This window comes from Ruegeria sp. BHSB196 (genome assembly GCF_059613135.1).
In genome coordinates this window covers 34,035-56,221 of sequence record NZ_JBXWRY010000026.1, presented here as the reverse complement: position 1 = coordinate 56,221, position 22,187 = coordinate 34,035, and the positions used below count along the sequence as shown (strand labels likewise).

Below are 22,187 nucleotides of genomic sequence, written 5' to 3'. Positions count from 1 at the left end.
TGACGAGGCCGAAGCCCCCGACGATCACCAGCGTCAGCACGATGAAATAGAAGGCCAGGATCGGATAGGGGATGAACGGGTTGAAGGTCTTGTCGGCGAAATAGCTGGCGTAGTAGAGCGCGTCGCCGCGCTGCTGCCAGGCCGGGAAGGCCGAAAAGAAGACCAGCGTGGTGGCGTGGAACAGGAAGATCGCCTCGTTGGTGTAGGCGGGCCAGGCCAGCCGCAGCATGGTCGGCCAGACGATCCGGCGGAAGCGCGACCAGCCGGACATGCCATAGGCGTCGGCGGCTTCGAGGTCGCCCTTCGGGATCGAGCGCAGCGCGCCATAGAAGATCTCGCCCGAATAGGCGGCGGTGTTCAGGAACAGCACGATCAGCGCCCCCAGCCAGGCCGAGGTGAAGGCGTCGAACATGGGATAGGATTTCTTCAGCGACAGGAAGAAGAAATAGGCGAAGAAGAACTGGATGAAGAGCGGCGATCCCCGGAAGATGAAGATGAACCACTCGGCGGGTTTGCGCAGCCAGGTGTTGGGCGACGCCTTGCCCAGGGCCAGCGCGGTGGCCAGGAAGAACCCGCTGGCCAGCGCCATGATGCCGAAATAGACGTTCCAGATCATCCCCGAGCCGATCAGGGTGAACTGTTCGCAGAGCGTGTATTCGCCGCGGGGCAGCAGCCGCTCGCCGATGCCGATCGAGCGCAGGCCGTAATCCTGGATGGTCTGCCAGCAGCTCATGCGGTGGTCTCCTTCCGCAGCAGCTCGCCCCCGGCGGTGGCCTGTCCGTGCGAGAGGCGGCGCATCAGCCGTTCCAGGCCGATCTCCGAGATCCGGGTCATGCCGAGATAGAAGATCAGCAGGAACAGGAAGTACCACATGCGCCAGTCGCCATGCGGGTAGTCGGTGAATTGCGAGGTCTTGGTGCCGCCCAGTTCGCGCGCCCAATACACGATGTCCTCGATCCCCAGCAGAAACAGCAGCGGCGTGGCCTTGATCAGCACCATCCACAGGTTGCTGAGGCCGGGCAGGGCATAGACCCACATCTGCGGCACGAGGATGCGCCAGAAGGTCTGCCGCCGGCTCATGCCGTAGGCCTCGGCGGTCTCGAGCTGGGCGTGGGGCACGGCGCGCATGCCGCCGAACAGCACGTTGGCGGCGAAGGCGCCGAACACGATGGCAAAGGTGATGACGGCCAGGAAGAACCCGTAGGTTTCGTGCACCCATTCCGGGGCCGAGCCGAGCGGCAGCTTGGCGGCGGGGCAGACCAGAAAGTCGTTGCCCTGGCGGATCGGATCGGTCCAGTCGGGGCACAGGATCTGGTGCCGCGTCCATTCGAAGGCCTGATCCAGCGCGATCACGAAGAACAGGAAGAAGGCGATGTCCGGAACCCCCCGGACGATGGCGATGTAGCCCTTGCCCAGCCAGCTGAGCGGCGGAAAATGCGCGCGCGCCGCCATCGCGCCGACGAAGCCGAAACCGAGCGCCACCGGGGCGGTCACCGCCAGCAGCACCAGCACCTTCAGAAAGGAGAGGTAGAACTGCATGTGGACGCCGTTGGTCAGGTAGCACGAGAACCAGCGGAACGTGTCCAGGGTGTCGGGATCAGCGCAGTAGGAGAACATCGGGCGTCTTTCGCACATCCGGCGCGGCCGGTCCTGGCCGCGGCCGGGGCGGGTCCGGCGCGCCGGGCGCCGGACCCCGGGTCCGGGGTTCAGTTGGTGACGACCGACCCGTCGGTGCCATAGACGGCGGCGTCTTCACCGAACCATTTCTTGATCATGGTGTTCAGCGTGCCGTCTTCCTTCATCGAGGTGATGGCGGCGTCGAATTTCTCGCGCAGCTCGCCGTCCGACTCGCGCAGGCCCATGCCGACGCCGCCGCCCAGCGGCACGTCGTCGCCCACGAACATCAGTTCGCCGCCCGACTCCGCGACCAGCGGCACCAGATAGTCCTTGTCGGCGAAGACGGCATCGGCCTCGCCGTTGCGGACGGCGGCGATGGTTTCCTCGGGGGTGGCGAACTCGACCAGGGTGGCGCCGCTTTCCGCGACATAGCCGGCCTGGATGGTGGCGGTCTGGGCCGCGATCACGCCGCCGGTCAGGTCAACCCCTTCGGAGGCGGCGACAAAAGCCGAGGCGGCGGGCGGGATGTAGTTCTGGGTGAAGTCGATGACCTCGTCGCGTTCGTCGGTGATCGACATGCCGGCGATGATGGTGTCGTAGTTGCCCGAGACCAGGTTCGGGATGATCGAATCCCAGTCGTTCTTGACCCATTCGCAGGTCAGGCCGGCGCGCTTGCACAGCTCGTCGCCCAGTTCACGCTCGAACCCGTCCACTTCGCCGGCATCGTTGATGAAGTTGTACGGAGGATAGGCGCCTTCGGTGCCCATGCGGATGGTTTCGGCCATGGCCATGCTGGCGCCCAGCGCCAAGGCCGCGGTGGTCAGAATCAGGTGTTTCATCGGTTGCTCCCCTGTTTGGTTCTGTCTTGAAGTTATGCCGCCTGGGTGGCGGAAAGAAAGCCCTGAAGCCGCGGGGATTCAGGGGCGGTGAAAATGTCCTCGGGCGAGCCTTCTTCCTCGATCAGGCCCTGATGCAGGAAGACGACGTGGCTGGAAATGTCGGCGGCCATCTTCATGTCGTGGGTCACGATGATCATGGTGCGGCCTTCGGCGGCCAGGTCCTTGATCACCTTGATCACTTCCTGTTCCAGTTCCGGGTCCAGCGCCGAGGTGGGTTCGTCGAACAGAAGCGCCTCGGGCTCCATGCAGAGCCCGCGGGCGATGGCGGCGCGTTGCTGTTGGCCGCCCGAGAGCTGTGCCGGGTAGGCGTCGCATTTGTCGCCGATGCCGACCTTGTCCAGATACCGGCGCGCGCTGTCCTCGGCCTCGGCCCGGTCGCGGCCCAGCACGGTCACGGGCGCCTCCATCACGTTCTGGAGAATGGTCATGTGCGCCCACAGGTTGAACTGCTGGAACACCATGCTGAGATTGGTGCGGATGCGCAGAACCTGTTTCGGGTCGGCAGGGCGGCGGTTGTGGCCGGTGCCGGTCCAGCGCACGGGTTCGCCCTTGAACACGATCTCGCCCTGCTGGCTGTCCTCGAGCAGGTTGCAGCAGCGCAGCAGGGTGGATTTGCCCGATCCGGAGGATCCGATCAGCGAAACGACATCGCCCCGGTGTGCGGTGATATCGACCCCTTTGAGCACCTCGAGCCGACCGAAGCTCTTGTGCAGGTTTCTGATCTCGATGACAGGGTCGGTAGTCGTCACGGGCGGTCCAGCGGTTGTTGGCGGTGTTGGTGCGGTACTAGGGCCGAAAATTCGGGGCAATGCAATGCGCAATTGAAACGATTGGGGGTGGATTTGGCCGAAATGGCAAGAATGACTGCGCGAAACGGTCAGGACGCCGTGGCGTAAGCGTCCGGTCCGGCAGGCGTGGGAACGGCGAGATAGGTTTCGGGCGGAATATCCACCAGGCCCTTGAGGTGCAGCAGGCGCCGATCGGGTTCGGAGAGGTCGGAAATGGCGCGTCGGACGGCGCGGGCGATGGCGCGCGCGTCCCGGCCCGGCGCGGTCACGTAGGGCAGGGTCGGGGTGGGTTCGGTGCGCGCGACGGCGCGGAGCCGGCCGCCGAGATCGGTGTGTTCGCGCAGAAGCTCCCAGGTCAGCGCGTCCAGCGCGGCCAGATCGGCGCGCCCCTCGGCGACCGCCTGGGCCGAACGCGCGTGGCCGCCGGTTTCGAGCAGATGCGCGGGGCGCAGTGCGAGGGCGGCAAGATGCGTCACCGGCGCGGCCCAGCCGGATTGCGACAGCGCCTCGTTATAGGCAAAGACGCCCCCGGTCAGTTCGGTGAGCGGGCGGGCGTCATCGGCGCGGGCGACGAGGACCGAGCAATAGTGGCCGGGCGGACAGCCGGGCAGGCCGTAGTCGGGCGTGCCGACGATCTGCACCCGGCCGTGCAGGCGGGTGCGGTAGGGCATGCCGCAGGTCTGGGCGAACACCAGCTGCGGATCGAGCCAGATGTCCCAGAAGTCCCGGTCGCGGGTCAGGTGTTCGGGTCCGTGGCCGAGATGGGTGCGAATCAGCGACCAGAACCGGTCGTTGGCAGAGTGCAGGGCCGGCATGTCGTACATGCCGAGCATCGCCGTCATGCGCGGGCCGCCTTTTGCCGCGCCTGCGCCGAATCGACATCGCTCACCCCCAGCAGGCTGGTGACGAGGCGCAGCAGCGAATCCTCTTCGCCGGTCCGGGCGCCGTCCGCCAGCACCACCGACCACATCGCCTCGACCACGGCGAGGCGGTCGTCATAGGGCACCGCCGCCTTGATGGCGCGGGTGAAGCGCACGGTGTCGGGGGCCTGCGCCTCCAGGTCTTCGCCGCGGCTGCGCAGGGCGGCGGCCTCGAAAGGCGACAGGCCGTAGCGCCTGGCGGTGATGCGGTCGATCCGTGCCATTTCGGTATCGGCATAGTCGTTGTCGGACCGGGCGATGCGCACCAGAAGCGCGGTCAGCGCCAGCCGGGCGTCTTCGTCGGACAGCGGGTCGGGCTGCGGCTGCGACAGCCGGGAAAGGAAATTGCCAAACATGGACCGGTTATAGGACGGCTCTAGCGCGTGTCCAAGCGGCTTTGCACACGTTCGCGCGACTCCTTGCTGTCATTGAAGCTGAGCCCCATGGCGATGCGCGCCTCTTCGACGATCTTGAGCTCGCCTTCCTCCAGATCGCCGTCGGCCAGCACCACTTCCCACAGCGCGTCCATCGCGGCGAGCCGCTCCTCGAGCCCGGTGGTTTCCCGGATCAGCTTGCCGAAGGTGTCGGTATCGGGGGCCGCCGCATGCAGCTTTTCGCAGGTGGCGCGCACTTTGGCGGCCTCGATGGCGTTGTGCTGATAGAGCCGCGCGAGGATCTTGTCGATCAGGCTGATCTCTTCGACCTGATAGTCGCGATCCGCCTGAGCCACACGCACAAGCAGAGCCCCCAGCGCCAGTTCGGCGTCAGGATCGGGGAGCGCGGTCTGCTGCGGCGGGCGGAAAGCCTGAAAGAATTTCTTCAGCATGTGTTCAGGTTATTCCAGATCTAGGGGTTCTCCAAGCGGGATCTACCCGTCATAGCCCTTGATGATCACTAAATCACCGGTTGAGACGGGATCGCGCAGGGCCTTGGCATCCTGATAGCTGACGCTGTCATAGCACGCCACGGCATCTTCGTAGGAGGGAAACTCGATCACGACCGTGCGGTCACGGACCCGGCCCTCGCGCACCTGATATTCGCCGCCGCGGACCAGGAACCGGGCACCGTATTCCGCGAACGGCGCGGCATTGGCGGCGATGTAGTTCTTGTATGTGTCCATGTCGTCCACATCCACATGGGCGACCCAGTATCCCTTGCTCATATCTGCCTCTTTGCCTCGCGTCGGCGACAGGGTGGCGCGAATTCGCGCGTCGCGCAAGTTCGTTGGCGTCAATTTCGCGGCACTTGCCAAATCCGCCGCGCCGGCACAGGCTCGGGTCGGGGCTGCCGTGTGACACCGCAGCGGCGAGTCGGATCACGGGAGCCGGGCATGGAGCACCTTTTCGTCAATGTTTTCAACGTCGTCCTGCCGGTGCTGATCTGCGCCGGCATCGGGTATCTGCTGGCGGTGACGCAGGCGCCGTTCGACAACAAGATCATCGGCGGAATCGTGTCGAGGGTGGGGTATCCGACCCTGATCATCTCGCATCTGTCCACCACGCATATCGATGTTTCGACATTTCTGGACATGATGCTGGCCAGCGCCCTTGCCGTGGCGGCGTTCGGGGTGCTGGGATTTGCCGTGCTCAGGGCGCTGCGGCTGCCGGTGCGGGCGTTCCTGACGCCGATGATGCACGCGAATGTCGGCAATATCGGGTTGCCGATCACCCTGCTGGCGCTGGGCGATGCGGGGATGGCCTATTCCATGGCCTTTGTCGTGATCGTGGTGATCAGCATCTTCACGGTGGGCGTGTGGGTGCCGGCCGGGTCGTTTTCGTTCCAGGGTCTCGTGACCTCGCCGGTGATCTGGGCGGTCGTCGTCGCGCTGGGGCTGATGGCCACCGGGCAGCACCTGCCGAAACCGGTCGAGAAGTCGTTCGACATCCTCGGCGGATTGTCGATTCCGCTGATGCTGCTGACGCTGGGTCATACGCTGGCCACGCTGCGGGTCGCCGGGCTGTGGCTGGCAGTGCTGCTGACGGGAGTGCATCTGGTTCTGGCGGTGGTGATCGCCTGGGCGCTGGTATGGCTGTTCGGGTTCACCGGGGTCGAGCGGGGGGCGCTGATCCTGTGCTGCCTGATGCCGGTTTCGGTCGCCACCTATCTGTTCATCGACCAGCACGTGCCGGACTATGCGCCGGATGTGGCCGGGTTCATCCTGGTTTCGACCCTGGCCACGATCCTGGTTCTGCCGATTGCCCTGTCCTACTGGATCTGACGGCGCGCCGGGTCGTGGCGATGCTTGATCAAACCAGACGCAGCCGCGCGGTCTGCAGGAAGCGGGAGACCTCCAGCCCGAGACTGGCCTCGATCGCAATCTGCAGATCGGTGTCTTTCGCGAACTGCGCCTTCAGGTCCGACAGGTTCCACACGATGAGGCGCGACGGTTTGGCGGCCGTCACCGTGACTGGCGCGGTGAAGTGCCGGTTGTCGCTCAGCAAGGCCGTGCCGCCGAGGAAGCGGCCCTGTCCAAGCCGGTCCATCGGCGCGCCGTCCATTTCGACATCGACCGCGCCATCCACGATGAGCGACAGGCTTTGGACCTTTTCGCCCTGTTTCAGCAGCGCGGTTCCCGCCGGAACCGAGGTGGCGGCGCCCATGCGCAGGAGTTTGAACGCCTCCCGCTCGCCGAAGTTGCGGAGCGCGGTCTGGTAGAGGTGCCGTTCCTCGTCGGTGAAGGGGGCCGGGCGGCGTTCGAGCAGCAGGCGGGCGATCCACAGGATGTTGATCGCGGTGAAGAACAGGTTCCATCCGATCGGCGCCCAAAGCGGCGTGCTTTGAAGATAGTAGTACGGCAGCAGGATCGCGGCGCCGACCACCGACAGCGCGCGCAGCCACAGGATGTCTCGTACCGAATAGGACAGAAGGTAGAATACGTTCGCCGCGTTCACCAGCAAGTCCAAGCCCGACATGATCCTACCCCCGTCCTGCGCGCGCCGGTCATCGTAGTCGACGACGGCGGCAGGGCAAGCTGCGTGTCGGGCCTTGTCCGGGACGTGCGGTTCGGATCGATCCTTGCGTTGCGACCTCAGACCAGGCGCGAGGTGTCCTTGGCGGCGCGCACGAAATCGCGGAACAGCGGGTGCGGGTCGAAGGGTTTGGACTTCAGTTCCGGGTGGTACTGAACGCCGATGAACCACGGGTGATCCGACCATTCGACGATCTCGGGCAGGCGGCCGTCGGGGCTCATGCCAGAGAATTTCAGGCCCGCTTCCTCGAGCTTTTCCCGATACTTGATGTCCACCTCGTAGCGGTGGCGGTGGCGTTCCTCGATATTGCAGGCGCCATAGACCTGCGCCACTTTCGAGCCTTCGGTGAGAATGGCGTCATAGGCCCCCAGCCGCATCGTCCCGCCCTTGTCGTCGCCCACCTTGCGTTCGACCTTGGCGTTGCCCTGGATCCATTCCTTGAGGTGATAGACCACCGGCTCGAACCGTTTCTTGCCGGCCTCGTGGTCGAACTCCTCGGAGCCCGCCCCGGCGATGCCGGCCACGTTGCGGGCGGCCTCGATCACCGCCATCTGCATGCCCAGGCAGATACCCAGATAGGGGACGTTGTGTTCTCGGGCATATTGCGCGGCCTTGATCTTGCCTTCGGTGCCGCGCTCACCGAATCCGCCGGGCACCAGGATGGCGTGGAAGCCTTCCAGATAGGGGCCGGGATCCTCGGTGTCGAAGATCTCGGCATCGACCCATTCGACCTTGACCCGGACCCGGTTGGCCATGCCGCCGTGGGTCAGCGCCTCGGCGATGGATTTGTAGGCGTCCTCCAGCTGGGTGTACTTGCCGACGATGGCCACCTTCACCTCGCCCTCGGCGTGGTGGATGCGGTCGCTGACATCTTCCCACTTGCTCAGGTCGGGCTTGGGGGCCGGGCTGATCTGGAAGGCGTCGAGCACCGCCTGATCCAGCCCTTCCTTGTGGTAGGCCAGCGGCGCGTCGTAGATGGTGGACAGATCCTGCGCCGCGATCACCGCATCGGGGCGCACGTTGCAGAACAGGGCCAGCTTGGCGCGTTCCTTTTCCGGGATCGGGCCTTCGGAGCGGCACACCAGGATGTCCGGGGCCAGGCCGATCGAACGCAGTTCCTTGACCGAGTGCTGGGTGGGCTTGGTCTTCAGCTCGCCGGACGCCTTGATGTAGGGCAGCAGGGTCAGGTGCATGAAGATGCACTGCCCGCGCGGCTTGTCCTGGCTGAACTGGCGGATGGCCTCGAAAAAGGGCAGGCCCTCGATGTCGCCCACGGTGCCGCCGATCTCGCACAGCATGAAATCGACCTCGTCCTCGCCGATGGCGATGAAATCCTTGATCTCGTTGGTGACGTGCGGGATCACCTGGATGGTCTTGCCCAGATAGTCGCCGCGGCGCTCCTTTTCGAGCACGTTCATGTAGATGCGGCCCGAGGAGATGGAATCGGTCTTGCGCGCCGGAACGCCGGTGAAGCGTTCGTAATGGCCCAGGTCCAGATCGGTCTCGGCGCCGTCATCGGTGACGAACACCTCGCCATGCTCGAACGGCGACATGGTGCCGGGATCGACGTTCAGATAGGGGTCGAGTTTGCGCAGCCGCACCGAGTATCCCCGCGCCTGCAGCAGCGCGCCCAGCGCCGCCGAGGCCAGCCCCTTGCCAAGCGAAGAGACCACACCGCCCGTGATGAAAATGAATCGCGCCATGTTTTCGGCTGCTCCCGTGAGACGTCTTTATCTGCTGCCCGGCGGCCTAAAAAACCGCAGCATCACGGGACTTCACATATAAGAGATTCGCGCAAAAGGCGCAAGAGAACCGCAAGATGCTGTTGCCGTTCCCGTGCGGATTTCTAGGTTTTGTGGATCAGTCGGCCTGCGGAATCAGCGGTGCATTGTCCCCCTCGGCCGGGGGCAGAAGATCGTCCGCCGAAGGTGCGACCGGTGCGGTCTGTTCGGTCTCGGCCGGGGCGGGAACGCCCAGCCGGTCGATGACCGAACTGCCCGCCGACTTGCGCGCCGCGATGATGGTGAGCGTCATCGAAGTGATGATGAAGCAGATCGCCAGCACCCAGGTCAGCTTGCCCAATGCGGTCGCCGCCGCGCGGCCGGTCATGACGCCGCCGCCACCACCGCTGCCCATTCCCAGACCGCCACCTTCGGACCGCTGCATCAGGACGACGGCGATCAGGCCCAGGGCCAGGAGAAGGTGAATGATGAGAACGACGTTTTCCATGGTGTTCCTGCGCAGCGTGGCGTGTATCGCGTGGTATCTATGCAAGTTTGCCCGAAGGGGCAAGGGAGGAGTTTCCGCCCCCCGGGCATCGGGCCGGATCGCGCCAAAGGGGCTGGACAGGATGACGTCCCTCGCGCACCCTGCGGTCATGCCGCATGACGATCCCGACCATCCCCACGCCCTGCTGCCGCCCGAGCCGGCGCTGCGCGTCAAGGCGCTGGAGACGATTCTGACCCGGAAGGGGCTGATCGACCCGGCGGCGCTGGACGAGATCATCGACACCTACGAGAACCGGATCGGCCCGAAGAACGGCGCCCGGGTGGTGGCGCGGGCGTGGCTGGACCCCGAGTTCCGGGCGGCGCTGCTGGAGGATGCCACGCCGGTGGTGGCCGATCTGGGGTACTACGGCCGGCAGGGCGAACACATGGTGGTGGTCGAAAACACGCCGGCGCGGCACAACATGGTCGTCTGCACCCTGTGCAGCTGCTATCCGTGGCCGCTGCTGGGCATTCCGCCCGGCTGGTACAAGTCCGACGCCTACCGCGCCCGGGCGGTGCGCGAGCCGCGCAGGGTGCTGGCGGAATTCGGCGTCGCCCTGCCGCCGGAAACCGCGGTCAGGGTCTGGGATTCGACGGCCGAGGTCCGCTATCTCGTCCTGCCGATGCGGCCTGCGGGAACCGAGGGCATGGACGAGGACGCGCTCGCGGCGCTGGTCACGCGCGACAGCATGATCGGCACCGGCCAGCCGCAGGTGCCGTCATGACCCGCGTGCATGACATGGGCGGGCGGTTCGGGGACGGCCCGGTGCGCCCCGAAGCCGAAGGCGATCCGGTCTTTGCCGAGGACTGGCACGCGCGGGCGCTGGCGGTCACGCTGGCCGCCGGGGCGCTGGGCCAGTGGAACATCGACATGTCGCGGCACGCCCGCGAGCGGCTGTCGCCCGGGGATTACGCGCGGTTCAGCTATTACGAGAAATGGATTTCGGCGTTGGCCGATCTGCTGGTCGGGACCGGGGTGCTGACCGAGGACGATCTGCGCGGAACGGGCGGGTCCGGGGCGCACCCGCTGGCGGAGCGGGCGCTCGGGGCCGGGGCGGTGGCCGGTGTCCTGGCCAAGGGCGGCCCGGCCGACCGCGCCGGCGGGCCGGCGCCGCGCTTTTCCGCCGGCCAGGCCGTGCGGACGCGGCTGCCGTCGGACAACGCGCTGGTGCCGGGCGGCCATACCCGCCTGCCGAAATACGTGGCGGGGGCGCTGGGCTACGTCCATCGGATCCACGGCGCCCACGTGCTGCCGGACAGCAACGCGCATGGGCTGGGCGAGGCGCCCGAGCCGCTCTATGCCGTGCGGTTCTACGCGCGCGAGCTGTGGGCGCATCCCGAACATCCCGAGGATGAGGTGGTGCTGGACCTCTGGCAAAGCTACCTGGTGCCGGCATGACCGCCGGTGCCGCGCCCGAACCGGTCTTCGAGCAGCCCTGGCACGCCCAGGTCTTCGCGCTGACGGTTGCGCTGAACGAGGCCGGGCGGTTCGACTGGCCGGATTGGGCGGCGCGGTTTTCGGCGGTGTTGAAGCGGCGCGGCCTGGACCGCGCGCTGGACGGCGGCGACGACTATTTCAACGCCTGGCTGGAGACGCTGGAGGCGCTGCTGGCCGAAACCGGCACCGCCGCCCCGGACGAGGTCGCGGCGCTGCGCAACGCCTGGGAAGACGCCTATCTGTCAACGCCCCATGGCCGGCCGGTGCGCCTGCCCCGGCGGTAGCAGGGGGGCGCTGCCCCCGTCGCGGCAAGCCGCGACTCCCCCGGGATATTTCGGGCCAGATGAAGCAGGGGCCCCTCGTTCATCTGGCTGAAAATATCCCCGCCGGAGGCATCGCGCGGCATGCGCGATTTTCCAAAGGCGCACCGCCCGGTGCGTCGAAATTGCGGTTTCACTGACTCGCGCGCCCCGGTATACGGGCCGGGTTCGAAGCATCGCAGCAAAAGGACCGGATATGGCCAATGTGGTTGTGGTCGGCGCCCAGTGGGGCGACGAGGGAAAAGGCAAGATCGTCGATTGGCTGAGCGAGCGGGCGGATGTGATCGCGCGCTTCCAGGGCGGGCACAATGCCGGGCATACCCTGGTCATCGACGGCAAGGTCTACAAGCTGCACGCGCTGCCGTCGGGCGTGGTCCGCGGCGGCAAGCTGAGCGTGATCGGCAATGGGGTCGTTCTGGATCCGTGGCATCTGATCCGGGAGATCGAGACCGTCCGCGCACAGGGCGTCGCCATCACGCCCGAGACTCTGATGATCGCCGAGAACACGCCGCTGATCCTGCCCATCCACGGAGAACTGGACCGCGCGCGCGAGGAAGCCGCCAGCAAGGGCACCAAGATCGGCACCACCGGGCGCGGCATCGGCCCGGCCTATGAGGACAAGGTGGGGCGCCGCTCGATCCGGGTGGCCGATCTGGCGGATGCGGCGACGCTGGAGGCGCGGGTGGATCGCGCCCTGCAGCATCACGACCCGCTGCGCAAGGGGTTGGGGATCGCGCCGGTGGACCGGGACGCGCTGATTGCGCAGCTGAAGGAGATCGCGCCGGAAATCCTGAAATATGCCGGGCCGGTCTGGAAGGTGATGAACGAAAAGCGCAAGGCGGGAAAGCGCATCCTGTTCGAGGGCGCGCAGGGCGCGCTGCTGGACATCGATTTCGGCACCTATCCCTTCGTCACCTCGTCGAACGTGATCGCCGGGCAGGCGGCGACCGGCGTCGGCATCGGGCCGGGGTCGATCGACTTCGTGCTGGGCATCGTCAAGGCCTATACCACGCGCGTGGGCGAGGGGCCGTTTCCGACCGAGCTGGACGATGCGGACGGGCAGCGCCTGGGCGAGCGGGGGCATGAGTTCGGCACCACCACCGGCCGCAAGCGGCGCTGCGGCTGGTTCGACGCCTGCCTGGTCCGGCAGACCTGCGCCACCAGCGGCGTGAACGGCATCTCGCTGACCAAGCTCGACGTGCTGGACGGGTTCGAGACGCTGAAGATCTGCGTCGGCTACGACCTGGACGGCGCGCGGCTGGACTATCTGCCGATCGCCGCCGATCTGCAGGCGCGCTGCAGGCCGATCTACGAAGAGATGGAAGGCTGGAGCGAGTCCACCGAGGGGGCGCGCAGTTGGGCGGACCTGCCGGCCAACGCCATCAAGTATGTGCGCCGGGTCGAGGAACTGATCGAATGTCCGGTGGCGCTGCTGTCCACCAGCCCGGAGCGGGACGACACCATTCTGGTGACCGACCCGTTTGCCGACTGATGGGCGGGCCGGAAAAGAGGGGCCTCGGCTACAAGGCCCGGCGGCGCTGGTCGCTGGTCATCCTGCTGGTCGGCCTGCCGCTTTACATCGTGGCGGTGGTGACGGTTCTGAACCTGATGGACCGGCCGCCGATCTGGCTGGAACTGTTGGTCTATGTCGTGCTGGGCATTCTGTGGGCCTTGCCCTTCAAATTCGTGTTCCGGGGCGTCGGCCAGGAAGACCCGGACCGCAAGGGCGACTGACCGCGCCGGTGGCCCTCACGGTTCGGGCCAGCTGAAGATCGCGCGGGCGATGGCGTGATACTCTCCGGCGATTTCCGCAGCCATGGTCAAGGGCGTCGGCCAGGGCGCGGTCACGGTGGCCTCGACCTGGCCGGGAACGAATCGCAGTTCGGCGCGGTGCTTGTGCGCCAGGTGGCGCATCTTCTGGTTCCCGGCCAGACAGATCATGTGAACCTCGCGGATGCCCCGGTTGCGCGCGACGGTGATCAGGCGGGACAGGAGCGCATCGCCGATCCCCCGATCCTGCCAGTCGGTTTCCACCGTCAGGGCCATCTCGGCGGCGCGGCTGTGGCTGTCCGGCAGGGGCCGCAATTCGGCCAGGCCGCGCAGCCGGTTGTCCGGAAAGGCGCCGTGAACGAGCGCGCCGGGGTCCAGGATGCGGGCCACGTAGGTCCAGAGGAAGTCGGCGGGAACCGCACGCCCGAAGCGCGAGGTCAGGGCCTCGGCGTCAAGCCGGTGGAAATGCGCCTCGATCGCGGGCTGGTCAAAACTGCGCAGGCGTCGAATGGCCGGTTCGGACATAGGAGACACTCCGTTTGACCCGGTTCATCTCCTCCCCTTGACCGCAGTCTAGCACGTTTTCTGCAATGCAGCATCAGAATCGTCCCTCGCGGCCTGCGACAAACCGAACCTGCCCGAGGGCGGCGGGTTCGACCTTGCCTCAAGGGCAAAGGAAAGGGGCCAGGGCGCAGGCCCCGGCCCCCAAGTCCGTGTGTCGCCGCGGGTTCAGCCGACGGCGCGTTTGTCGTCCGGGCGGTATCCGATCTGGCTGGAGGCGGAAAAGCGGCCGCCGCCCGCCTTTTCGATCTTGCCGTCGCGCAGCAACTGCCCGAACGACCGAAGGCTGTCTTCGCGGTCGAAACCGGCGCGGTCCACCGACCGGACTTTGTTCATCAGCTGCGGGCGCGAAAACTGCTTCTGACCTTCGACAAAGGACAGGTAGGCGGCGGCGGCTTCAAGAAGTTCGGGCATGGATTGCGCGCCCTGTTCCTCGGCAAACCGCTTGAAGCCCGCGTTGGCGCCGTCGTCCTCGTCCTCGGCCGCGACACGGCGGGGCTGCACCGGGCCGTCCGTGTCGGCCTCGGCGGTGTCGTCGATGCGCTGCGCGGCGACGAGCCGCAGAAGGCCCTCACGAGGTCCGGCTTCCTCGGGCGCTTGCGTGTCGCTGTGTGTCTCCCGGGCGGCGGGTGCGGCCGGCGGTTCCGGTTGGTCCGCGACCGGGTCGAGTTTGCCGGTCTCGCGCAGTTTCTGTTCCGCGGTGGCCATCAGGCGCAACAGCTCGTCGGCCTTGTCGTCTGGTTCTTCCGGGGCCGTTTCGGGCGCGGCCGGATCGGAGGCTTCGGCCGGCTGCGCCGGGGAAGCGGCCTGATCCGCGGGCGCTGCCGCCACAGCGGCGTCTTCCGGTGCCGCATCCCGGTCTTCCGGTTCGTCCGGCTGCGCGGTGTCGGGCATCTCGTCGGCGTCAGCCTTGTCCGTGGGCCGGTCCTTGGCCGCCGCCGGCTTGCCGATGTCGGAGAACAGGAACCCGTCGCTCAGTTCCTCGACCGATTTCGTGCCAAGGATCAGGACCGCCTCGCTGTTGCGCTCGGCCTCTTCCTTTTCGGCATTGGCGAAGGCGGCCGAGATCGCGTCGATGGTCTGCTGCGCCTCGGGCGGCTTGAATTCGGCGTGTTCGTCCTCGGAGTACTTCGTGGCTTCGGTGTCGTGGCGCGAGACCACGGCGCGGATGCGCTGCAACTTGGCGGCGATGCTGTCGGCCGGCGGCAGTTTCTCCGGCTTGCTGACGCCGGTTTCCTGAAACGGGTCGCCCAGCACCGGCATCTTGGCGGCTGCATGTTTCGTCATATGATCGCGGTCCGTCGATGTTGGGGCAGAGGGACGCCCTGCGGATGTCTGAGTGGCCTTCAGGACGATCCCGCCGGCGTCATGTCGGGCCTCTATATGGCGGGCCCGGTCGCGGCGTGCAATGTGGGTGAGCATCTCGGGGTCGGGTTGCGGCGGTTCTGAGCCGAAATAGCGGTCATCGGCGGCGAGATCCCGGAAGTATTCGGCAATCGCCTTCATCGTCTCGAAGGAATCGTCAAATCCTTCCAAGGTGCAGGAAAATGATCCATATGAGACGGTTAAGACCTTGTTGCTCTGTACCATGCGACGCTCGTCCTCTACATACCAATTGTCTAGCTTATATTGCGCCCAGAGCCATTTTCGGCGCAAAACTGTGTAATTCAAGGTATCATTTTGTGGTTGGAATGTGTCGGAATTCACCAAATAAGTCCAATGAGCCTCATTCTGGCGCAATTGTTCAGTCTTTTGAGCCAATTGGATTGGTTGGTGGGGGTGAAATCGGCGAAAATGACTTCGATCTGATGCTGAACGCCGTCAAGACGGTCGTGGCCGCCGATGGCGGCGCGCGCGCGGTACTGGCGAGTGGCCGAATGCCCGATGCCGTTATAGGCGATTTTGATTCGTTCACGCAGGCCGAACTGAGCCGGCTTCCGGCCGAACGGCTGTTTCCGATTCGCGAACAGGACAGCACCGATTTCGACAAGGCGCTGCGCAGTATCGAGGCGCCGGTGGTGGTCGGAATCGGCTTTCTGGGGCGGCGGATCGATCATCAGCTGGCGGTGTTCAACAGCCTGGTGCGCCACGCTGATCGGCCCTGCGTGCTGGTCGGTGCGCATGAGGTGGTGTTTCACGCGCCGCCGCAGATCCGGCTGGAGATCGCGCCGGGCAGCCTCCTGTCATTGTTTCCGCTGCGGCGGGTGACGGGGCGCAGCCGCGGGCTGGAATGGCCGATCGACGGGCTGGTGTTCGAGCCGGACGGGCAGATCGGAACCTCGAACCGGGTTCTGGGCGCGGTCGAGATTGCGTTCGACGAACCGGGGCTGCTGGCGATGGTGCCGCGCGCGGCGTTCGGTACGGTCATGCGGGCGTTTCTGTCGGGGCGGACCGGGCGATGGCCCGCTCGCGCAGGATGACGTAGAGCCCGGCGGCGACCGTGATGCAGATGCCCAGCGCGGCCAGACCGTTGGGCAGGTCGCGGAAGATCAGCCAGCCGATCACCGTCGCCACCGGGATTTCGAGATACTGCATCGGGGCCAGCGTGGCCGAGGGCGCGTAGCGCAGCGACCAGGTCATCAGCAGATGCGCGACCGTTCCCAGAACGCCGATGGCCAGCAGCAGCCATGCGATGAAAAGGTCGTCGAGGGGGGCCAGCGACACTTGCGGCCAGCCGAACAGGTCGCCGGCGATCAGCACGGGCAGCAGAGCCGCCGAGGCCAGCACCCCGGACACCGCCTGAAGCGAGACCGGATCGGTTTCCTTGGCGATCTGCCGGGTGACGAGCATGAAGAGCGCAAAGACCACCGCGACCACCAGCGGCAGCAGGGCGGGCAGGCCGACCTCGGCAAAGCTGGGCTGGATGACCAGCAGCGTGCCGGAGAACCCGACGATGCAGGCGCCCAGCCTGCGCGCGCCCACCTCTTCGCCCAGCACGTATTTGCCCAGCAGCAGCATGATGAACGGCATCACGAAGGCAATCGCGATGGCATCGGCCAGCGGCAGGTATTGCAGCGAGGTGAACATGGCGCCGATGCCGACGATGTGCAGCGCGGTGCGGATCACGGTCAGCCGGAACACCCGCCCGCGCATCCGCCAGGGCCGCCCGGTCACGGCGATCAGCGGAATCAGGAGCGCCGCCTGCACCGCGAAGCGCACCAGCAGGAGCTGGCCGATGGGCAGGGTCTCGCCCAACAGCTTGGCCAGCGCGTCGCCCATCGGTGCGAGCACGCAGAAGCCGAGCATCAGAAGGATGCCGAGAACGGGGCGGTCCTGGGTCATTGCGCCAAGCTAGGCCAAGGGGTCGGAATGCAAAAGGGTGAAACGCTGCCTCTTGGCCCGCGCCGGTCCTCAGCAGTTGGGGACGTTCACCGCCAGACCGCCCAGCGAGGTTTCCTTGTACTTTTCGTTCATGTCGGCGCCGGTCTGGCGCATGGTCTCGATCACCGCGTCCAGCGGCACGAAATGCTTGCCGTCGCCGCGCAGCGCCAGCGAGGCCGCCGACACCGCCTTGATTGCGCCCAGCCCGTTGCGTTCGATGCAGGGCACCTGCACCAGCCCGGCCACCGGGTCGCAGGTCATGCCCAGATGGTGCTCCAGCGCGATCTCGGCGGCGTTCTCCACCTGTTCGGGCGTGCCGCCCATCACCGCGCAGAGGCCGGCCGCCGCCATCGCTGCGGCGCTGCCGACCTCGGCCTGGCATCCGGCCTCGGCACCCGAGATCGAGGCGTTGTACTTGACCAGCCCGCCGATGGCGGCGGCGGTCAGCAGGAAATCCTCGATATGGCTTTCCGAGGCGCCGGGCACGTGGTCGAGGTAATAGCGCAGCACCGCCGGCAGCACGCCCGCCGCGCCGTTGGTGGGGGCGGTGACGACCTGGCCGCCGGCGGCGTTTTCCTCGTTCACCGCCATGGCGTAGACGCTCATCCAGTCGTTGATCGTGTGCGGGGCGTTCAGGTTCATGCCGCGTTCGGCCATCAGCGCGTCATAGATCCCCTTGGCGCGGCGGCGGACGTTCAGCCCGCCCGGCAGGATGCCGTCGGTGGTCAGGCCGCGTTCGATGCAGGCGTTCATCACTTCCCAGAGGCGGGCGGTTCCCTTGGCGAAACTGTCGGCGCAGCCGCGCGCGATCTCGTTGGCGCGCTTCATCTCGGCGATGGACTTGCCCGAGTCGGCGGCCATCTGCAGCATCTCGGCGGCTGATTTGAACGGGTAGGGCACCGGCGGGCCGTCATTGGTGTCCTTGCCCTGGGCCAGTTCCTCTTCGGTCAGGACGAAGCCGCCGCCGACCGAGTAATAGACCTGCCGCAGGATCACGTCGCCCTGCGCGTCGGTGGCCATCAGGATCATGCCGTTGGCGTGGCCGGGCAGGGCGTTGTCATAGTCGAAGATCAGATCCGCCTTGGGGTCGAACCCGAGCGTGGGCAGGCCCTGGGGCGTGACGGTGCGGGTTTCGTTGATCGCCGTCAGCGTGGCTTCGGCCTTGTCGCGGTCGTAGGTGTCGGGCACGAACCCCGCCAGCCCGAGAATGGTGGCGCGGTCGGTGGCGTGACCGACGCCGGTGAAGGCGAGCGAGCCGTGCAGCGAGGCCCGGAGTCCCGAGAACTCGAAGGGCGAGGCGCGCATGAGGTCGAGAAACCGCGCGGCGGCGACCATCGGCCCCATCGTGTGCGAGGACGAGGGGCCGACGCCCACCTTGAACATATCGAAGACGGAGAGGAACATGTCAGGTCGCTGAGCCTTCTGAAGGAGTGGCGTAGACGGGTGATGTGAAGGGCATCGCCCCCAGCCCCTCGGCCGCGATGGCGGCCCGGGTCGCGGGGCGGGATTCCAGCCCTTGCAGGATGCGTTGCAGGTGCGGCGTGTCGGCGATGTTGAACCAGCTGCGGTCGCTGGCCTGCGGATAGAGGCTCATCCAGCGCATCTGGCAGGCGATGTAATAGGTCAGGACCGACGGAGTGTCGGGGTGCAGCCAGTCCGGCTTGGCCGCCGCAGCCTCGTCGAGCAGCGCCAGGTGCCGGCGCAGGCGGGGACGGATGCCGGCGCGCAGGGTCTCGGCCGCCTGCGGGTCGATATAGGTGTCGGCGTAGAACAGGATGCGCAGATCGGCATGCAGCGTGTTCGAGGCGAAGAACAGCCACTTCAGGAACGCGCCGCGGTCGGGGTCCGCAGGAGCGGGGGCCAGCGCCCCATGGGTATCGGCCAGCCACAGCAGGATGGCCGCGGTTTCAAAGATCGGCCCCTGCGGCGTTTCCAGAACCGGGATCAGCCCGTTCGGGTTGAGCGCGCGATAGGCCGCGCCGTCCTGCGCGCGCCGGCTGCGGTCCACCAGCGCGGTGTCGTAGGGCAGGCCCATCTCTTCCAATACCAGCCGGACGATCAGCGAGGCATTGTCGGGGGCGTAGTGCAGGCGATAGCGCGTTTCCATACCGCCTATTTAGGCCCAAGCCCCGATTCCCAAATCTCCATTTGCGACGTTTCCTATCGGAAACCCGCATTTTCCCGACATCTTTGGTCACTCCGGCCCGGGCAACCGCCGCGCCACGCAGACGAAATGGGTGATCGAAAAGAAGAACCGCCCCTGTTCGGCCAGCTTCTCCTGTTCCCGTGCCCAGGCGTGCACCCGGTCGGCGGGCATCCCCTCGGTTCCCAGCGCGTAGGCGGTCATCAGGCGAATCATCATGTTGGCCAGGCCGTCGGGCCGCAGCACCGTGTCGGTCAGGCACAGGGGTCGGACGGCCTCCACCTCGAACCCGCAGTCGCGCAGCTGCGGCGGCAGGTGGGCGGGAGCGTCCCGTTGCGCAAGGTGCCCGTCCCAGATCCGGATCATGTGCGCCATCCGGGCGGGATCGTCGCTGTGCCAGGCCAGCGTGTCCCAGTGGACGTCGCCGATCACCAGCCGGCCGCCGGGGCGCAGCACGCGGTGGAGTTCGCGCAGGGCCGGGCGCATGTCGTCGAAATACTCGAAGACCTGCAGCGCCACCGCCTTGTCGAACTGGCCCGCGTCGAAGGGCAGGGATTCGGCCACGCCTTCGACGAGGTCCACGTTGTCCCGCTCCGCACATCGCGTGCGGGCGGCGCTCAGCATGTCGGGGCTGGGGTCCAGCCCGGCCACCCGTCCGCCAGGGCCGACGGCGCGCGACAGCTCCAGCGTCATCAGGCCGTTGCCGCAGCCGAGATCGAGGATGGTGTCGTCCGGCGCGGGCGACAGGGCGTCGAAACTGGCGCGGCGCCGGCGGGACACGTCCGCACCCTGATAGGCGATCTCCAGCAGCTGCGCCGTGGCCTCGTCGAATTTCAGCATATGCGCCCCCCCTGACCGCACAGCATAGCGTTTTTCCCGGCCTGCGGCGAGGAAAGCGGTGCAAGCCCCCTCGCACCGCCGGACGACATTGCCTATAAGGGCGCAACATCTGAATTCGGAGTTGCTGCCATGACCGGAGAGTTGTCGCCCATCGACAAGGCCAAATTCGTTGCCGCGCGCCGCGCTGCCGACATGGTCGAGGACGGGATGCGGGTCGGGCTCGGGACCGGTTCGACCGCGGCCTGGCTGGTGCGGTGCCTGGGCGAGCGGGTGCGGGAGGAAGGATTGCGCATCAAGGGCGTGCCGACCTCGACCCGGACCGCGCAGCTGGCGCTGGAGGAAGGGATCGAGGTGGTGTCGCTGGATCAGGCCGGGTGGCTCGACCTCACCATCGACGGCGCGGACGAGTTCGACGGCGACCTGAACCTGATCAAGGGCGGCGGCGGGGCGCTGTTGCAGGAAAAGATCGTGGCCACCGCCAGCGAACAGATGGTGGTGATCGCCGATGCCGGCAAGGAGGTCGAAACGCTGGGCGCGTTTCCCCTGCCGGTCGAGGTGATTCCGTTCGGCTGGCAGACCACCCGCTCGCTGATCGAAGAGACCCTTGTGGCGATGGATGTGCTGGGCCGCTCGACCTCGTTGCGGATGAACGGCGAGGCGCCGTTCATCACCGACGAGGGCAATCACATCCTCGACCTGCACCTGCAGCGGATCGGCAATGCCCGGCAACTGGCGCTGGTGCTCAACCAGATCCCCGGCGTGGTTGAAAACGGCCTGTTCATTGATATCTGTGACAGGGTCGTGATCGGCTTCGGCGATGGCCGGGTCGATGTGCGCGACATCAACGAAGGCACCATTGAGCATGATCAGATGAACCTTGCCGAAAGCGACAACCTGTTTTCCGATCTCGCGGACTGAGGGTGAAATCCATGAGTTTTGACTATGACCTGTTCGTCATCGGCGGCGGTTCCGGCGGTGTGCGGGCGGCGCGCGTGGCGGCGGGCGAGGCGGGGGCCAGGGTGGCGCTGGCCGAGGAGGACCGCTATGGCGGCACCTGCGTGATCCGGGGCTGCGTGCCCAAGAAGCTCATGGTTTTCGCCAGCGAATATTCCGGCATGGTCGAGGATGCGCGGTCCTACGGATGGGACATCCGGCCGGGCGCGTTCGACTGGTCCACCTTCCACGGCAAGCTGACCGCCGAACTGGACCGGCTGGAGGGCATCTATCGCAACATCCTGAAGACCAACGGGGTGGAGAGTTTCGATCTGCGGGCGCGGCTGGTCGATCCGCACACCGTGGAACTGGCTGACGGCACCCGCAAGACCGCCAAGCATATCCTGATCGCCACCGGCGGGCGGCCCGTGGTGCCGGAGTTTCCCGGCTCGGAGCTGGCGATCACCTCGAACGAGATCTTCCACCTGGAAAAGCTGCCCGACAGCATCCTGATCGTCGGCGGCGGCTACATCGCCTGCGAGTTTGCCGGGATCATGAACGGGATGGGGGTGAAGACCACGCAGTTCTACCGCGGCGCGCAGATCCTGCGCGGCTTCGACGACGAGGCCCGCGGGCTGATCTGCGAGGAGATGTGCCAGAACGGCATCGACGTGCATCTGGGCACCAACGTGCTGGAGATGACCCGCGACGGCGACAGGATCCGCGTCAAGGCCACCAACGGCACCGAGCGGTCGTTCGACGTGGTGATGTATGCCACCGGCCGCCGGCCCAACACCGACGATCTGGGGCTTGAGGGTCTGGGCGTGGACCTGGGCCGCAAGGGCGAGATCGTGGTGAACGAATACAGCCAGACGGCGGTGCCCTCGATCTACGCCATCGGCGATGTCACCGACCGGGTGAACCTGACCCCGGTGGCGATCCGCGAGGGCATGGCCTTTGTCGAAACGGTGTTCAAGGGCAATCCGACGCCGGTGGATCACGAACTGATCCCGACCGCGATCTTCACCCAGCCCGAGATGGGCACGGTGGGCCTGAGCGAGGAAGCCGCGGCCGAGCAGGAGCCGATCGACGTCTACGCCACGTCGTTCAAGCCGATGCAGCAGGCGTTTGCCGGCCGGTCGCAGCGGGTTCTGATGAAACTGATCGTCTCGAAGGCTACCCGCAAGGTTCTGGGGTGCCATATCGTCGCTCCGGGCGCGGGCGAGATGATCCAGTTGGCCGGCATCGCGATAAAAATGGGAGCGACCAAGGAGGACTTTGACCGCACCGTGGCGGTGCATCCGGTCATGGCCGAGGAATTGGTCACATTGCGGCAACCCGTACGCAGCGCTTGATTTGCAAGCCGGCGTACACAGGTTAGAAGAGACCCCGTGATCACAC

Annotated in this window: 26 protein-coding genes; 9 read left to right on the top strand and 17 right to left on the bottom strand. The window is 66.5% G+C overall.

Features of this window, described 5'->3' with window-relative positions; genetic code table 11:
- The 8 genes from AC2FNJ_RS13705 to AC2FNJ_RS13670 all read right to left on the bottom strand — a co-directional run.
- A partial coding sequence (locus tag AC2FNJ_RS13705; RefSeq protein WP_496764979.1) for an ABC transporter permease occupies positions 1 to 733 on the bottom strand: 733 nt, incomplete at its 3' end.
- Entirely contained in the window at positions 730 to 1,617 is an 888-nt protein-coding gene (locus AC2FNJ_RS13700; RefSeq protein WP_496764978.1) for an ABC transporter permease, read from the bottom strand. The genes AC2FNJ_RS13705 and AC2FNJ_RS13700, both read right to left, overlap by 4 nt.
- Before the next feature lie 89 nt (positions 1,618 to 1,706).
- Entirely contained in the window at positions 1,707 to 2,456 is a 750-nt protein-coding gene (locus AC2FNJ_RS13695; protein WP_496764976.1) for a transporter substrate-binding domain-containing protein, read from the bottom strand.
- 32 nt (positions 2,457 to 2,488) lie between these two features.
- Positions 2,489 to 3,265: an ABC transporter ATP-binding protein gene (locus AC2FNJ_RS13690; protein ID WP_496764975.1), complete on the bottom strand. Its 777-nt coding sequence runs from the start codon at positions 3,263 to 3,265 to the stop codon at positions 2,489 to 2,491.
- Between the two features lie 128 nt (positions 3,266 to 3,393).
- Complete coding sequence (locus tag AC2FNJ_RS13685; protein ID WP_496764973.1) at positions 3,394 to 4,146, bottom strand: phosphate/phosphite/phosphonate ABC transporter substrate-binding protein; 753 nt, start codon at positions 4,144 to 4,146, stop codon at positions 3,394 to 3,396.
- Positions 4,143 to 4,580, bottom strand: a complete 438-nt coding sequence (locus AC2FNJ_RS13680) for a tellurite resistance TerB family protein (protein ID WP_496764971.1) — start codon at positions 4,578 to 4,580, stop codon at positions 4,143 to 4,145. The genes AC2FNJ_RS13685 and AC2FNJ_RS13680 overlap by 4 nt, the downstream gene beginning before the upstream one ends.
- Positions 4,581 to 4,600: 20 nt before the next feature.
- Positions 4,601 to 5,050: a tellurite resistance TerB family protein gene (locus AC2FNJ_RS13675; protein WP_496764970.1), complete on the bottom strand. Its 450-nt coding sequence runs from the start codon at positions 5,048 to 5,050 to the stop codon at positions 4,601 to 4,603.
- Between the two features lie 42 nt (positions 5,051 to 5,092).
- Positions 5,093 to 5,386, bottom strand: coding sequence for a DUF1330 domain-containing protein (locus AC2FNJ_RS13670; RefSeq protein WP_496764969.1), 294 nt, complete (start codon positions 5,384 to 5,386; stop codon positions 5,093 to 5,095).
- Positions 5,387 to 5,554: 168 nt separating this feature from the next.
- On the opposite strand from AC2FNJ_RS13670, the gene AC2FNJ_RS13665 reads away from it, so the two are divergent.
- On the top strand, positions 5,555 to 6,442 hold the full coding sequence (locus AC2FNJ_RS13665) for an AEC family transporter (RefSeq protein ID WP_496764967.1): 888 nt from the start codon (positions 5,555 to 5,557) through the stop codon (positions 6,440 to 6,442).
- A 28-nt stretch (positions 6,443 to 6,470) separates the two neighbouring features.
- Here the strand turns inward: AC2FNJ_RS13665 and AC2FNJ_RS13660 are convergent, their stop codons facing one another.
- From AC2FNJ_RS13660 to secG, 3 genes are all read right to left on the bottom strand, one after another.
- A complete protein-coding gene (locus AC2FNJ_RS13660; RefSeq protein ID WP_496764965.1) occupies positions 6,471 to 7,136 on the bottom strand; it encodes a cyclic nucleotide-binding domain-containing protein in 666 nt (221 codons plus the stop codon).
- Between the two features lie 116 nt (positions 7,137 to 7,252).
- A complete protein-coding gene (gene pyrG, locus AC2FNJ_RS13655; RefSeq protein ID WP_496764963.1) occupies positions 7,253 to 8,896 on the bottom strand; it encodes a CTP synthase in 1,644 nt (547 codons plus the stop codon).
- A gap of 157 nt (positions 8,897 to 9,053) precedes the next feature.
- Positions 9,054 to 9,422: a preprotein translocase subunit SecG gene (gene secG / locus AC2FNJ_RS13650; RefSeq protein WP_496764961.1), complete on the bottom strand. Its 369-nt coding sequence runs from the start codon at positions 9,420 to 9,422 to the stop codon at positions 9,054 to 9,056.
- 148 nt (positions 9,423 to 9,570) lie between these two features.
- Here secG and nthA point away from each other — a divergent pair, with 148 nt between their 5' ends.
- From nthA to AC2FNJ_RS13625, 5 genes are all read left to right on the top strand, one after another.
- Positions 9,571 to 10,185 (top strand): nitrile hydratase subunit alpha, encoded by a 615-nt coding sequence (nthA, locus tag AC2FNJ_RS13645; RefSeq protein ID WP_496764981.1) that lies wholly within the window; start codon positions 9,571 to 9,573, stop codon positions 10,183 to 10,185.
- Positions 10,182 to 10,859: a nitrile hydratase subunit beta gene (nthB, locus tag AC2FNJ_RS13640; protein WP_496764960.1), complete on the top strand. Its 678-nt coding sequence runs from the start codon at positions 10,182 to 10,184 to the stop codon at positions 10,857 to 10,859. Before nthA ends, nthB begins: the two co-directional genes overlap by 4 nt.
- Positions 10,856 to 11,182 (top strand): nitrile hydratase accessory protein, encoded by a 327-nt coding sequence (locus tag AC2FNJ_RS13635; protein WP_496764958.1) that lies wholly within the window; start codon positions 10,856 to 10,858, stop codon positions 11,180 to 11,182. The genes nthB and AC2FNJ_RS13635 overlap by 4 nt, the downstream gene beginning before the upstream one ends.
- A 232-nt stretch (positions 11,183 to 11,414) precedes the next feature.
- Positions 11,415 to 12,710, top strand: a complete 1,296-nt coding sequence (locus AC2FNJ_RS13630; protein ID WP_496764957.1) for an adenylosuccinate synthase — start codon at positions 11,415 to 11,417, stop codon at positions 12,708 to 12,710.
- A complete protein-coding gene (locus AC2FNJ_RS13625; protein WP_496764955.1) occupies positions 12,710 to 12,952 on the top strand; it encodes a DUF2842 domain-containing protein in 243 nt (80 codons plus the stop codon). Before AC2FNJ_RS13630 ends, AC2FNJ_RS13625 begins: the two co-directional genes overlap by 1 nt.
- Positions 12,953 to 12,967: 15 nt before the next feature.
- On the opposite strand, the gene AC2FNJ_RS13620 is transcribed toward AC2FNJ_RS13625, so the two are convergent.
- Positions 12,968 to 13,513 carry a GNAT family N-acetyltransferase gene (locus AC2FNJ_RS13620; RefSeq protein ID WP_496764954.1) on the bottom strand — a complete coding sequence of 182 codons (546 nt, stop codon included), beginning with the start codon at positions 13,511 to 13,513 and terminating at the stop codon, positions 12,968 to 12,970.
- 204 nt (positions 13,514 to 13,717) lie between these two features.
- Positions 13,718 to 14,836 carry a hypothetical protein gene (locus tag AC2FNJ_RS13615; RefSeq protein WP_496764953.1) on the bottom strand — a complete coding sequence of 373 codons (1,119 nt, stop codon included), beginning with the start codon at positions 14,834 to 14,836 and terminating at the stop codon, positions 13,718 to 13,720.
- A 404-nt stretch (positions 14,837 to 15,240) separates the two neighbouring features.
- Here AC2FNJ_RS13615 and AC2FNJ_RS13610 point away from each other — a divergent pair, with 404 nt between their 5' ends.
- The gene (locus AC2FNJ_RS13610; protein ID WP_496764980.1) at positions 15,241 to 15,969 is read left to right on the top strand and encodes a thiamine diphosphokinase; all 729 of its coding nucleotides are present in this window, start codon (positions 15,241 to 15,243) and stop codon (positions 15,967 to 15,969) included.
- Here AC2FNJ_RS13610 and AC2FNJ_RS13605 read toward each other — a convergent pair.
- From AC2FNJ_RS13605 to AC2FNJ_RS13590, 4 genes are all read right to left on the bottom strand, one after another.
- The gene (locus tag AC2FNJ_RS13605) at positions 15,914 to 16,831 is read right to left on the bottom strand and encodes a DMT family transporter (RefSeq protein WP_496764951.1); all 918 of its coding nucleotides are present in this window, start codon (positions 16,829 to 16,831) and stop codon (positions 15,914 to 15,916) included. The genes AC2FNJ_RS13610 and AC2FNJ_RS13605 overlap by 56 nt on opposite strands.
- A gap of 69 nt (positions 16,832 to 16,900) precedes the next feature.
- Entirely contained in the window at positions 16,901 to 18,274 is a 1,374-nt protein-coding gene (locus AC2FNJ_RS13600; protein ID WP_496764950.1) for an L-serine ammonia-lyase, read from the bottom strand.
- Between the two features lies 1 nt (position 18,275).
- Positions 18,276 to 18,977, bottom strand: a complete 702-nt coding sequence (locus AC2FNJ_RS13595) for a glutathione S-transferase family protein (RefSeq protein ID WP_496764949.1) — start codon at positions 18,975 to 18,977, stop codon at positions 18,276 to 18,278.
- A gap of 87 nt (positions 18,978 to 19,064) precedes the next feature.
- A complete protein-coding gene (locus AC2FNJ_RS13590) occupies positions 19,065 to 19,853 on the bottom strand; it encodes a methyltransferase domain-containing protein (RefSeq protein WP_496764948.1) in 789 nt (262 codons plus the stop codon).
- A 129-nt stretch (positions 19,854 to 19,982) separates the two neighbouring features.
- On the opposite strand from AC2FNJ_RS13590, the gene rpiA reads away from it, so the two are divergent.
- Together rpiA and gor are read left to right on the top strand one after the other, a co-directional pair.
- A complete protein-coding gene (gene rpiA, locus AC2FNJ_RS13585; protein WP_496764947.1) occupies positions 19,983 to 20,771 on the top strand; it encodes a ribose-5-phosphate isomerase RpiA in 789 nt (262 codons plus the stop codon).
- 11 nt (positions 20,772 to 20,782) lie between these two features.
- A complete protein-coding gene (gene gor / locus AC2FNJ_RS13580) occupies positions 20,783 to 22,141 on the top strand; it encodes a glutathione-disulfide reductase (protein ID WP_496764945.1) in 1,359 nt (452 codons plus the stop codon).
- Positions 22,142 to 22,187 lie beyond the last annotated feature (46 nt).